Here is an 11476-nt window from a genome sequence, read left to right as displayed (position 1 = left end):
TCCGAACCACCCCGTCATCCCCAGCCCGCCCGGCGGGAGTCGATGGATGGGGATAAACCGGCTCCCGAGCGGGTCGGCGGGGAAGCGGTGCCGATCTTATCGACTCCGCCCTCAACACCGCGTCCGGCACGGCTTGCGGGATTCGGCCCGATGGGAGAATCCGGGACCGTCGGCCGAAGGCGGGCACGCTCGGGCTCGCAAGCCCATGGCAAGCTTGGCCTATCCAAGAGATTAGACCCAATCCGTTAAGAGCCGATTAACGCCGCGGCTGTGGGGAGGGCCTGTGGACGCGCTTGCGGCATCACGATCCAACGTCCAAGAGAAAAAACAGAGAGTCTAGAATCTCTCTTTCTTTAAGAGGGGCCGGGTTGGGGACGGCGCGGTCGCGACCTCGCCGGCACCCGACCAAGGCGACCGAGCGGGGCGGGAGACGGCATGGCGGACGCGACGATGGACAGGCCGGTGCTGCGCGTGCTCGGGGGCGAGGCGATCACCCCGCCCCCCGCCTGGATGATGCGCCAGGCCGGGCGCTACCTCCCGGAATACCGGGCGACGCGGGCGGAAGCCGGCTCCTTCCTCGATCTCTGCTACAATCCGGCCTTCGCCACCGAGGTGACGCTCCAGCCGATCCGCCGCTTCGGCTTCGAGGCCTCGATCCTGTTCTCCGACATCCTCGTGGTGCCCCACGCGCTCGGTCAGGACGTGCGCTTCGTCGAAGGCGAGGGGCCACGCCTCGACGCGCTCGAAGGACGTGCCGAGTTCGAGCGTCTGCGCGAGGCCGGCGACCCCGCGATCTTCACCCACCTCGCGCCGGTCTTCGAGGCGGTGGAGCGCATCCGCGGGGCGCTCCCCCACGAGACGACGCTGCTCGGCTTCTGCGGCGCGCCCTGGACCGTGGCGAGCTACATGATCGGCGGGCGCGGCACGCCCGACCTCGCCCCGGCCCGCGCGCTGGCCGCTTCCGACCCGGCCCTGCTCGACGCGCTGCTCGACCGGCTGGTCACGGTCCAGACCGAGTACCTCGTGCGCCAGTTCCGCGCCGGAGTGGACGCGGTGCAGATTTTCGAATCCCATGCCGGCGTGCTGCCGGATTCCGCCGACGGCGACGCCCTCAAGCGGTTCTCCCTCGGCCCCATCGCCCGCATGATTTCGGGCATCCGGGCGCAGGTGCCGAACGCGAAGATCATCGTGTTCGCCCGCGGCTCGGGGCTCGACGGGCACGCCCGCGTCGTGCCGGAGACCGGGGCCGACGCGGTCGGCGTCGATTGGGGCGTGGATCTCGCCGCGCTCCGCCAGCGCATCCCCGCCACCACCGTGACGCAAGGCAACCTGCATCCCGAGACGCTGATCGAGGGCGGAGAAAAGCTCGACGCCGAGGTGGACGCGATCCTGGCGGCGACGGCGGGCCTGCCGCACATCTTCAACCTCGGCCACGGCATCACCCCGCAGACGCCGGTCGCCCATGTCGAGCGGATGCTCGCCCGGCTCAGGGCCGGCCGGTGAGCCGCATCCGCGTTGCCGCTCTGGCTCTGGTGCGGCAGGACGACAGGGGCGCGGCGCTGCTGCTGGTACGCAAGCGCGGCAGCGCCCGCTTCATGCTGCCCGGCGGCAAGTTCGAGGGTTTTGAGAGCGACGCGGCCTGCCTCGCCCGCGAATTGCGGGAGGAACTGGGCCTGACCTTCGATCCGGCGAGCGCGATCTGCCTCGGCCGGTTCGAGGCGGAGGCCGCCAACGAGCCCGGCCACGTCGTCGAGGCGGTCGTCTACCGGCAGGCGGCGGCACCGGGCCTCGACCCGGTCTGTGGCGCGGAGATCGAGGAGACTCGCTGGCTCGCCCTCGACGCGGTGGACGATCCGGCGCTGCCGCTCGCGCCACTCCTTTGCCAAGAGCTTCTGCCGCGCCTGCGCGCGGCGTCCCCGTCGCGGAGTTCCTCACCCGGTGTCTGACAGCCTGTACCTCTGGATCAAGGCCTTCCACGTCGTGGCGGTGATCGCCTGGATGGCCGCGATGCTCTACCTGCCGCGGCTGTTCGTCTATCACGCCGGCCTGCCGGCTGGCTCGCGGGTGCAGTCCGAGACCTTCAAGGTCATGGAGCGCCGGCTCCTCAAGGCGATCATGACGCCGGCCCTGATCGTCACCTGGGGGCTCGGCCTGTGGCTGGCCTGGGCCAGCGGCTACTACGCCGCGCCCTGGCTGCAGGCGAAGTTCGCCCTGGTGATCGCCATGAGCGGCGCCCACGGCTTCCTCGCCCGGGCGGTCAAGGACTTCGCCGCCGACCGCAACACCCGCAGCCAGCGCTTCTACCGGATCATCAACGAGGTGCCGACGGTGCTGATGATCGGCATCGTCATCCTGGCGATCGTGAAGCCGTGGTCATAGGCCTTCGCGCTTGAATCGTCCGGCCCGGCGGCACTGCCGGGCCGTTCGCGTGTTGACGACTCAAGCGTGGCCGTTCGCCACCAGGAGAGTTCTTCCATGCGCGCGCCGATCCTCGCCCTGATGCTGAGCTGTGCGGCCGGCCCGGCCTGCGCCGCGAGCTTCCCCTGCGCCAAGGCCGAGACGCCGGACGAGCGCGCGGTCTGCGACACCCGCGCCCTCAACGATCTCGATGTCGAGATGGGCGTGCGCTTCGACATCCTCAAAGACCTGCTGCCGATGGGCAACCGCACCAAGATGCAGGAGGATCAGGAGACGTGGCTCACCGACCGCCGCGCCTGCGGGGCGGACGTGGCGTGCCTGACCGCGGCCTACGAGAGCCGGCTGAAGATACTTCGCAGTGTGCTGTCGGAGTTCGCCAAGCAGGGCGGACAGTAGCGCCGACGCGCGGCACCCTCCCACCCAAAGCCCTCATCCTGAGCCGAAGGCGAAGCCTCGAAGGAGGGTTCCAGGGATCGCTGAGCGAGCTGGAGCCCTCCTTCGAGGCCCGCTTGCGCGGGCACCTCAGGATGAGGGGGGAGGACGAAAAAGCCGTCAGAGACGCGCCAGCAGCCGCTCCGCCAGCGGGTTCTCCGCCTGGAACGCGTAATCGATCCGCCGCACGGTCACCGCCCGCGCCCCGGCCTGCACCAGGGCGTCGGAGAGGTCGAACACCCCGTCCGCCGGGCAGCGCAGCACGATCTCGCCGTCCGGGCCGCGCGGCGCCCCGTAGGGCAGTTCGGCCTCGTGCAGAGCGGCGATGGAGGCGAGATCGATGGCGCCGGATTCGGGCAGGCCCGCGCGCACCTCCCGCGTCGTACGGGCGCGCTCCTCCGCGGCGATGCGGCCGAGGACCGTGCGCAGCGCCCCGCGGGCGGTCTCGCCCCACTGCGCCTTCAGCGAGGCGACCAGATTGGCCTCCGAGCGCAGCATCACCCCGTCGTCGAGGATCTTCAGCGCGTTGGCGGCCAGCGTCGTGCCGGTGGTGGTGATGTCGACGATGATCTCCGCCGAGCCGGACGCGGGCGCGCCCTCGGTGGCGCCCAGGCTCTCGACGATGCGGTAATCGGCGATGCCGGCCTCGGCGAAGAAGCGGCGGGTCAGGTTGACGTATTTGGTGGCGATGCGCAGCCGCCGGCCCTGGCGCAGGCGCATTTCGCTCGCCACCTCGTCGAGGTCGCTCATGGCGCGGACATCGATCCAGGCCTGGGGCACCGCCACGACGACGCTGGCATGGCCGAAGCCGAGCGGCGTCAGCAGTTCGACGCTCGCCGACGGATCGGGCAGCGTCTCGCGGATCAGGTCCTCGCCGGTGACGCCGAGATGGGCCGCGCCGCTGGCGAGCTGGCCGGCGATCTCGGAGGCCGAGAGGTAGCGCACCTCGACGCCGGGCACGCCGGCCAGCGTCCCGCGATACTCGCGCCCGCCCGCCTTCTGCACGAGCCGGAGGCCCGCGCGGGAGAAGAAGGCGCTGGCATTCTCCTGAAGCCGGCCCTTGGAGGGCACGGCCAGCACCAGGGGCTGATCGCTCATACAGACGCTCCCTCAGCGCACCGGGACAGCCAGAAGGCGCAGCCGACCGCCGGCAGCGCCACGGGGCTGCCGAGTTGCTGCAACAGGCCGTCGTAGCGCCCGCCGCCGACGAGCGTCGGGCCACCGCTCTCCGCGGTCACCTCGAAGATGAAGCCGGTGTAGTAATCGAGATTGCGCGCGAAGCCGCCGGAGAAGCGGAACCGCTCGATCGGCAGGCCGCGCGCCGCCATGAAACCGGTGCGCTCCTCGAACAGGGCGAGCGCGGCCTCCAACCCGGCGTGCTCCAGCCCCGCCTCCTGGGCGAGCGCCCGCACCGAGGCCGCAGCAGTGTCGGGATCGCCGGTGATCGCGCAGTAGCGCTCGATCAGGTCGCGGTTCCCTGGATTGAGCCCGGCTCCGCCCTGCGCCTGCGCGGCGGCACGCGCCAGAAAGCGCTCGGCGATGGCGCCCGCGCTGCGCCCGCCGACCTGCGAGATGCCGGCGATCGACAGCACGTCCTCGACGAAGCCGCGCACGGCACCCGCATCCTGGCCCTGGATCGCGGCGAGCAGGCCCGCATGCGGGTCCTCGGTCTGGGCGCTGTTGACGACCTCTTCGAGCGAGCGCCCCGCCGCGATGGCCCTGAGCGTCCGGCGCTTGGCGACGGGCGGCACGGCGAGCGCGTCGAGGAAGGCGTGGGTCAGGCCCATGTCGCCCAGCCGCACGGCCGTGTTCGTGCGGCCCAGCAGATCGAGGCCTTCGATAGCCAGCCCGATCACCTCGGCGTCGGCGGCGGGCGTGTCGGTGCGCCCGATCGACTCGATGCCGCCCTGGACGAACTCGTCGGGCTCGCCCGCGGCGAGGCGAAAGACGGGGCCGAGATAGCTGTAATCGGCGGCCTCGCCCGGCCGCGTCGCCTGATGCAGGCGGCAGACCGGAATCGTGAATTCCGGCCGCAGGCAGAGTTCGGCCCCACCTGAGTCCTGGGTCACGAAGATGCGTCGGCGGATGTCTTCCCCTGAGAGTTCGAGGAACGGCTCCACCGGCTGCAGCACCGGCGGCGAGGCTGGCACGTAGCCGCAGGCCGCGAAATGCGCCCGCAGCCGCTCGTGCCGCACGGCTTCCGCCCCGCTGGGTCCGCCTGCCTCCGGTCTCGTCATGGGTTTTGGGTCCCGCTTGGATCCCGGCCCCCATAGCAACCGCCCGCCCTGTTGGCGACCTGTGGAAGGATTTGGGGATGGCCTTTTGAGTACGCAGGGATAACGGCGGCTACCACACCAGTCGCTCGATCACGGCATCGGGCCGCGCCGGCTGTCGGCCGAGCCAATCGGCGATGTCGCCGAGGCTGTGGTGGTCGGCCGTGACGCCGAGTTCTTCCGCGTGGATGCCCCGCGCCACCAGGATCGAGGGGATGCCGTAGGCGGCCGCACCCGCGATGTCGGTGCGGATCGCATCGCCCACCGCGACCGTGCGGGCGATGGCGGGCTCCGAGCCGCCGTCGAGTTCGCCAGCCATCTTGAGCGCCGTCTCGTAGACCGGCCGGTACGGCTTGCCGGCATAGACCACCTCGCCGCCGATGGCCTCGTAGGCCTGGGCGATCAGGCCGGCGCAGGGGATCAGCTTCTTGTCGCGCTCGACCACGAGATCGGGGTTGGCGCAGATCATCGGCACGTTCTTTTCGCGAAACGCGGCCAGGGTGTCGCGGTAATCCTCGGCGGTCTCGGTGTAATCATCGAACAGGCCGGTGCAGACCACGCGCTGCGCGTCCTCGCCCGGCACCAGCGTCAGGTCGAGCCCCTCGAAGATCGGCGCGTCGCGCTCCGGCCCCAGGTGATGCACCCGCTCGCCGGGATGCTCGGCGATCAGCCGCCGGGTCAGGTCGCCGGAGGTCAGGATCGCGTCGTAGGCCTCCCGCGGCACGCCGTAGCCGTCGAGAATCTTCTGCACGCCCGGCCAGGGGCGCGGCGCGTTCGAGACCAGGATCACCCGCCGGGTCCGCGGCCCCGGCAGGTTGCGGAACCGGATCAGCGCCTCGCCTGCCGCAACGTGGGCGTAGCGCCCGTCATGCAGCACACCCCAGACATCGCAGAGGATCAAGTCGTAGCGCTCGGCCACCGCCTCGAAGTGATGGAGCGTCGGGACGGGGGGATGGGTCATGAAGGAAAATCCGTGCGGGCGGCCGTGTTGCGGGCTCTATACCCGTCTTCCGGCTGTCCTGAAGACCGCCGCTGCAGATCCCTCTCCCGCGAAGGGGAAGGGCATCGACCGGCGCGCCTATCCCAAAAACCGCCCCACCAGCAGCTGCGCCAAGTCCCGCGGCGCGTCCGGTGTCAGCACGGCGAGCTTGCCCGAGGTCGAGAGCGAGGCGAGCCCGTGGAGCGCCGCCCACAACGCCGCGACCGCCCGGCGCCGCTCGGCCGCGTCGGCGATCAGCGGTGCCAGCGCGGCATCGACGAGGCCGACCGGGCGCGCCAAAGCCGCCGCGTACCAGTCCGGAAACGGCTGGTCGGGCGCGGCCAGATGCTCGAACAGCAGGCTCCACACGCGCGGGTCGGCGGCCACGAACAAGAGATAGGCGTCCGCCAGCGCCAGGGCGTTGTCCCGCGGGGGCCGGCTCAGATCGGTGGCGGCCGCCAGCGCCCCGTGCAGGCGCTCCAGCGTGCGGGCGTTGACCCGCAGCACCACCTGATCGAGGTCGCCGACCGCGTTGTAGATCGAGTTCGGCGCGTAGCCGATGGCGCCGGCGAGCCGCCGCATCCCGAGCGCGCGAAACCCTTCGTGGCGCACGAGGCTCTCGGCGGCGCCTGCCACCAGCGCGACGAAACTGTTGCGGTCGTGCTCCCCCCTCGGGCCGCTGCTGCGGGCCGGCTTCTTGCGGGGGGAGGTTGCCGGTTGATCCTGCATTCTGGTCGAGACGGCTCGTCGGCAAGGCCCGTCCCACCCATTCCCCTCATCCTGAGGTGCCGCGAAGCGGCCTCGAAGGAGGGCTCCAGAAGTCGCGCGGCCGGCTGGAGCCCTCCTTCGAGGCCTCCGCTACGCTGCGGCACCTCAGGATGAGGGGTGTGGGTGGGAAGTCCGAAAAGAAGCGTGCGGGCTCGCACGCTTCGCCGCGTTAGATTGCACACCGTGCAAAATCAACCTTGCGGGCCGATGTCTCGTGGATAATTTGAACACCGTGCAAAGGCAGGATTTGACGCACCGCCCGTCGGCGGGCAGTCATGCCGCAAGCCGGGAGACCACGATGTTCCGCACGCTGATGACGACGCGGCGCTTCGCGCCGCTGTTCTGGTGCCAGTTCTTCTCCGCGTTCAACGACAACTTCCTCAAGAACGCGCTCGCGCTGCTGATCCTGTTCCAGGTGAACGCCGAGAGCGGGGAGAGCGGCAGCGTGCTGGTGACGCTGGCGAGCGCCGTGTTCGTCGGCCCGTTCTTCATCCTGTCGGGCCTCGGCGGGCAGCTCGCCGACCGCTACGACAAGGCGCTGCTCGCCAAGCGCCTGAAATTCGCGGAAATTTTTGCGGCCCTGCTCTCGGTGCTGGGCTTCTGGCTGCACTCGGTGCCGATGCTGTTCGGCGCGCTCGGCCTGTTCGGGATCATCGCGGCGCTGTTCGGGCCGATCAAGTACGGCATCCTGCCCGACCACCTGAAGCGCGAGGAACTGACCGCGGGCAACGCGCTGGTCGAGGCCGCGACCTTCCTCGCCATCCTGCTGGGCACCATCACGGCGGGGCTCGCCATGGCGATGGGCGGCCACGCGCTGGGCTTGGGCGCCGGGCTGATGGGCATGGCGGTCCTGTGCTGGCTCTCGGCCCGCGCGATCCCGAAGACCGGCGAGGGCGCGCCCGATCTCAGGGTCGATCCCAACATCGCCCGTTCCACCGCCGATCTCCTCAAGGATCTGTGGGCCGACACGCGGCTGTGGCGCGGTTCGGTCATCGTCAGCTGGTTCTGGCTGGTGGGCGTCGTCGTCCTCTCGCTGCTGCCGACGCTGGTGCGCCAGACGCTCAACGGCACCGAGATCGTCGCGACGACCCTGCTCGCGATCTTCTCGGTCGGCATCGCGGTCGGCTCGGGGCTGGCCTCCTGGCTCGCCAGCGGCCGCATCGTCCTGCTGCCGACCCCCGTCGGCGCCGTGCTGATGGGTCTGTTCGGGCTCGATCTCGCCTGGGCGGTCTCGCACGTGCCGCCGCACGGAGACGTGCCGGTCGGGGCCTGGGACTTCATCACCAGTGCATCGGGCCTGCGCATCGCCATCGACTTCTTCGGGCTCGCCACCGCGGGCGGCCTCTACGTCGTGCCGTCCTTCGCGGCGGTGCAGGCCTGGACCGAGAAGGCCAAGCGCGCCCGCGTCATCGGCGCGGTCAACGTGCTCACCGCCGCCTTCATGGTCGGCGGCACCCTGGCGCTCGCCGCGCTCCAGGCCGCCGGCCTGTCGATGGCGCAGCTCCTGGCGCTCGTGGCGGTGCTCAACCTGATCGTCGGCGCCGTCATCCTGAAGACCCTGCCGACGAACCCGTTGCGCGATGCGCTCTCGATCCTGTTCCGCGCGGTCTATCGCCTGGAGGTGAAGGGGCTGGAGAACGTCGAGCGGGCCGGCCCGAACGCCATCGTGGCGCTCAACCACGTCTCCTTCCTCGACGCGCCGCTGGCGCTCTCGCTGCTCGATCAGGACCCGGTCTTCGCCATCGATCACGGCATCGCCCAGCGCTGGTGGGTGAAGCCGTTCCTCAGCGTCGCCAAGGCGATGCCGCTCGACCCGACCCGGCCGCTCGCCACCCGCACGCTGATCAACGCGGTCAAATCCGGCGAGACGCTGATCATCTTCCCCGAGGGCCGGCTCACCGTCACCGGCAGCCTGATGAAGGTCTATGACGGGGCCGGGCTGATCGCCGACAAGTCCGGCGCCATGGTGGTGCCGGTGAAGATCGACGGCCCGGAGCGCACCATCTTCTCACGCCTCAAGCGCGATCAGGTGCGCCGGGCGTGGTGGCCCAAGATCACCGTGACGATCATGCCGCCGGTGCGGCTGGAAGTGGACCCGGCCCTCAAGGGCAAGAACCGCCGCCGCGCCGCGGGCGCCGCCCTCTACGACATCATGTCGGACCTTGTGTTCGAGACCGCCGACATCGAGCGCGGCGTGTTCGAAGCCCTGATCGAGGCGGGCCGCGATCACGGCTGGCGGCGCACGGCGTTGGAAGACCCGGTCTCGGGCACGATGAGCTATTCGCGCCTCGTGATGGGCGCCAACATCCTCGCCCGGAAACTCCAGACCCTGCTGCCGGACAGCAAAAAGCCCGTCGGGCTGATGCTGCCCAACGCCAACGGCGCGGCCGTCACCTTCTTCGCGCTGGCGAGCGCCGGCCGCGTCCCGGCGATGATCAACTTCTCCGCCGGCCCGGCCGCCGTCCTCTCGGCCTGCAAGGCGGCGGAGGTCGACACCATCCTGACGTCGCGCGCCTTCATCGAGAAGGGCCGCCTCGGCGCCCTGATCGACGGGATCAAGGAGAACGTCCGGCTCATCTATCTGGAGGACGTGCGCGGGAGCGTCGGTACGGCCGACAAGCTCAAGGGGTTCCTGAGTCCCCGCCGTCCGCTGGTGTCGCGTCGGGGCGAAGACCCGGCCGCGATTCTGTTCACCTCAGGCAGCGAGGGCACACCGAAGGGCGTGGTGCTGGCCAACCGGGCGATGCTCGCCAACACCGCCCAGGTCGCCGCCCGCATCGATTTCGGGCCGCGCGACAAGGTGTTCAACGTGCTGCCCGTGTTCCACGCCTTCGGGCTGACGGCGGGGCTGGTGCTGCCTCTGGTCTCCGGCGTGCCGGTCTACCTCTACCCCTCGCCGCTGCATTACCGGATCGTGCCCGAGCTCATCTACGGCTCGAACGCCACCGTCCTGTTCGGCACCGACACCTTCCTCACCGGCTACGCCAAGATGGCCCATTCCTACGACCTGCGCTCGCTGCGCTACGTAGTGGCCGGCGCCGAGCCGGTGAAGCAGACGACGCGCAAGACCTGGGCGGAAAAGTTCGGCCTGCGCATTCTGGAGGGCTACGGCGTCACCGAGTGCGGGCCGGTGCTGGCGCTCAACACGCCGATGTTCAACCGCTTCGGCACGGTGGGTCGGCTCCTGCCCGGCATCGAGGCGCGGCTCGAGCCGGTGCCCGGCATCGACGAGGGCGGACGCCTCTCGGTGCGCGGCCCCAACATCATGTTGGGTTATCTCAAGGCCGACAGACCCGGCGTGCTGGAGCCTCCCGCCGACGGCTGGCACGACACCGGCGACATCGTCGCCCTCGACACCGAGGGCTTCGTGACGATCAAGGGCCGGGCCAAGCGCTTCGCCAAGATCGCGGGCGAGATGGTCTCGCTCGCGGGCGTCGAGGCGCTCGCCGCCGAACTCTGGCCCGACGCCCCGAGCGCGGTCGCCGCCGTGGCGGACGCCCGCAAGGGCGAGCGCCTGATCCTGTTCACGCAAGCGAAGGGCGCCACCCGCGCCGCCTACCAGACCTTCGCCAAGAGCCGCGGCGCCTCCGACCTCGCGGTGCCGGCCGAGGTGGTGGTGCTGGAGCAGCTGCCGATGCTCGGCACCGGCAAGGTCGATCAGGTAAGCGTGGGCAAGCTCGCCAAGGAACGGGCGGCGACCGCCGAGGCGGCGTGAGGTTCGGCGCCCTGCCCGCTTTCCGAGGGCGGCGGGCGGGATCTTTAAGCCGAATTTCAACCATGCTCGGTCGATAAGGCGCGCAGCGAGCGGTCGTCGCCGGCCGCGCCGACAGGGTTTCGCGCCATGAGCCTCGACCGCCGCCGCCTCCTCGCCGCTTCGCTCGGCTTCGCCGTTGCGGGGCCTGCCGCCGCGCAGAGCTACGGCCAGTTCTTCAAGGTCGAGAACGACGAGGGCCGGCCGGTCGCCAACATGCGGCTGCCCGGCGAGATCACTGGCCAGATCCAGGAACTGCGCGGCGTCACCTATGTCGGCCCGCGCGACGCCGAGGTCACGCTCTACGAGTTCTTCGATTACAACTGCCCCTGGTGCCGAAAGGCCGCCGCCGACGTCACCGCGCTCTCAGGGACCGACCCGGCCTTGCGCATCGGCCTCGTCCACAACCCGATCCTCTCGCCGATGTCGGCCCAAGCCGCAAAGGTCTCGCTCGCGGTCCAGCGCAAGCTCGGCTCGGCCGCGGCCTTCGCCTTCTACGGCCAACTGCTCGCCACCAAGGGCCAGATCGACGGCCTCAAGGCCCTCGACATTGGCACCAAGACCGGCGTCTCCCGCGCGGAACTCGAGGAGATCGCCGACAGCGAGGAGGTGCGCCTGGCGCTGCGCGCTCACATGAACCTCGCGGCCAATCTCGGGCTGACCGCGACGCCCTCCTACGTGCTCGGCAACACCGGCATGTTGGGGCATCCGGGTGTGAAGTCGCTGGCGCGCATGATCGCGGCGGTGCGGCGGTGCGATCAGATCGCGTGCGGGTAGGGCTGCCCTCCGTCCCACCCGAACCCCTCATCCTGAGGTGCCGCGGAGCGGCCTCGAAGGAGGGCTCCAGCGGATCGC

General features: G+C 70.4%; 10 protein-coding genes. 6 read left to right on the top strand and 4 right to left on the bottom strand.

The features are described 5' to 3' along the window. Positions 1-435: 435 nt before the first annotated feature. From hemE to ASG52_RS07045, 4 genes are all read left to right on the top strand, one after another. Entirely contained in the window at positions 436-1503 is a 1068-nt protein-coding gene (gene hemE, locus ASG52_RS07060; protein WP_056240944.1) for a uroporphyrinogen decarboxylase, read from the top strand. Beyond that, entirely contained in the window at positions 1500-1946 is a 447-nt protein-coding gene (locus ASG52_RS07055) for an NUDIX hydrolase (RefSeq protein ID WP_056240941.1), read from the top strand. The genes hemE and ASG52_RS07055 overlap by 4 nt, the downstream gene beginning before the upstream one ends. Then, positions 1939-2379, top strand: a complete 441-nt coding sequence (gene hemJ / locus ASG52_RS07050; RefSeq protein ID WP_082552410.1) for a protoporphyrinogen oxidase HemJ — start codon at positions 1939-1941, stop codon at positions 2377-2379. The genes ASG52_RS07055 and hemJ overlap by 8 nt, the downstream gene beginning before the upstream one ends. 96 nt (positions 2380-2475) lie before the next feature. Next, positions 2476-2814 carry a lysozyme inhibitor LprI family protein gene (locus ASG52_RS07045; protein ID WP_056240939.1) on the top strand — a complete coding sequence of 113 codons (339 nt, stop codon included), beginning with the start codon at positions 2476-2478 and terminating at the stop codon, positions 2812-2814. 156 nt (positions 2815-2970) lie between these two features. Here the strand turns inward: ASG52_RS07045 and hisG are convergent, their stop codons facing one another. From hisG to ASG52_RS07025, 4 genes are all read right to left on the bottom strand, one after another. Next, positions 2971-3948, bottom strand: coding sequence for an ATP phosphoribosyltransferase (gene hisG / locus ASG52_RS07040; protein ID WP_056240936.1), 978 nt, complete (start codon positions 3946-3948; stop codon positions 2971-2973). After that, positions 3945-5087: an ATP phosphoribosyltransferase regulatory subunit gene (locus ASG52_RS07035; protein ID WP_056240935.1), complete on the bottom strand. Its 1143-nt coding sequence runs from the start codon at positions 5085-5087 to the stop codon at positions 3945-3947. Before ASG52_RS07035 ends, hisG begins: the two co-directional genes overlap by 4 nt. A 109-nt stretch (positions 5088-5196) precedes the next feature. Further along, entirely contained in the window at positions 5197-6084 is an 888-nt protein-coding gene (locus ASG52_RS07030) for a TIGR01459 family HAD-type hydrolase (protein WP_056240932.1), read from the bottom strand. A gap of 117 nt (positions 6085-6201) precedes the next feature. Next, a complete protein-coding gene (locus ASG52_RS07025) occupies positions 6202-6831 on the bottom strand; it encodes a TetR/AcrR family transcriptional regulator (RefSeq protein ID WP_056240930.1) in 630 nt (209 codons plus the stop codon). A 337-nt stretch (positions 6832-7168) separates the two neighbouring features. Between ASG52_RS07025 and ASG52_RS07020 the strand changes: the two genes are divergently transcribed. Together ASG52_RS07020 and ASG52_RS07015 are read left to right on the top strand one after the other, a co-directional pair. Beyond that, entirely contained in the window at positions 7169-10585 is a 3417-nt protein-coding gene (locus ASG52_RS07020) for an acyl-[ACP]--phospholipid O-acyltransferase (protein ID WP_056240928.1), read from the top strand. A gap of 126 nt (positions 10586-10711) precedes the next feature. Continuing rightward, positions 10712-11398 (top strand): DsbA family protein, encoded by a 687-nt coding sequence (locus ASG52_RS07015; RefSeq protein WP_056240926.1) that lies wholly within the window; start codon positions 10712-10714, stop codon positions 11396-11398. The last annotated feature ends 78 nt before the right edge of the window (positions 11399-11476 follow it).

The sequence above is a fragment of the Methylobacterium sp. Leaf456 genome (genome assembly GCF_001425465.1).
GTDB lineage: Bacteria > Pseudomonadota > Alphaproteobacteria > Rhizobiales > Beijerinckiaceae > Methylobacterium.
This window is presented reverse-complemented; position numbering and strand designations above follow the sequence as displayed.

Coding starts and splice junctions, on each gene's coding strand:
- ASG52_RS07015 (WP_056240926.1), top strand. CDS start 10,712: ATGAGCCTCGACCGCCGCCGCCTCCTCGCCGCTTCGCTCGGCTTCGCC.
- hisG (WP_056240936.1), bottom strand. CDS start 3,948: ATGAGCGATCAGCCCCTGGTGCTGGCCGTGCCCTCCAAGGGCCGGCTT.
- hemE (WP_056240944.1), top strand. CDS start 436: ATGGCGGACGCGACGATGGACAGGCCGGTGCTGCGCGTGCTCGGGGGC.
- ASG52_RS07020 (WP_056240928.1), top strand. CDS start 7,169: ATGTTCCGCACGCTGATGACGACGCGGCGCTTCGCGCCGCTGTTCTGG.
- ASG52_RS07025 (WP_056240930.1), bottom strand. CDS start 6,831: ATGCAGGATCAACCGGCAACCTCCCCCCGCAAGAAGCCGGCCCGCAGC.
- ASG52_RS07045 (WP_056240939.1), top strand. CDS start 2,476: ATGCGCGCGCCGATCCTCGCCCTGATGCTGAGCTGTGCGGCCGGCCCG.
- ASG52_RS07030 (WP_056240932.1), bottom strand. CDS start 6,084: ATGACCCATCCCCCCGTCCCGACGCTCCATCACTTCGAGGCGGTGGCC.
- ASG52_RS07035 (WP_056240935.1), bottom strand. CDS start 5,087: ATGACGAGACCGGAGGCAGGCGGACCCAGCGGGGCGGAAGCCGTGCGG.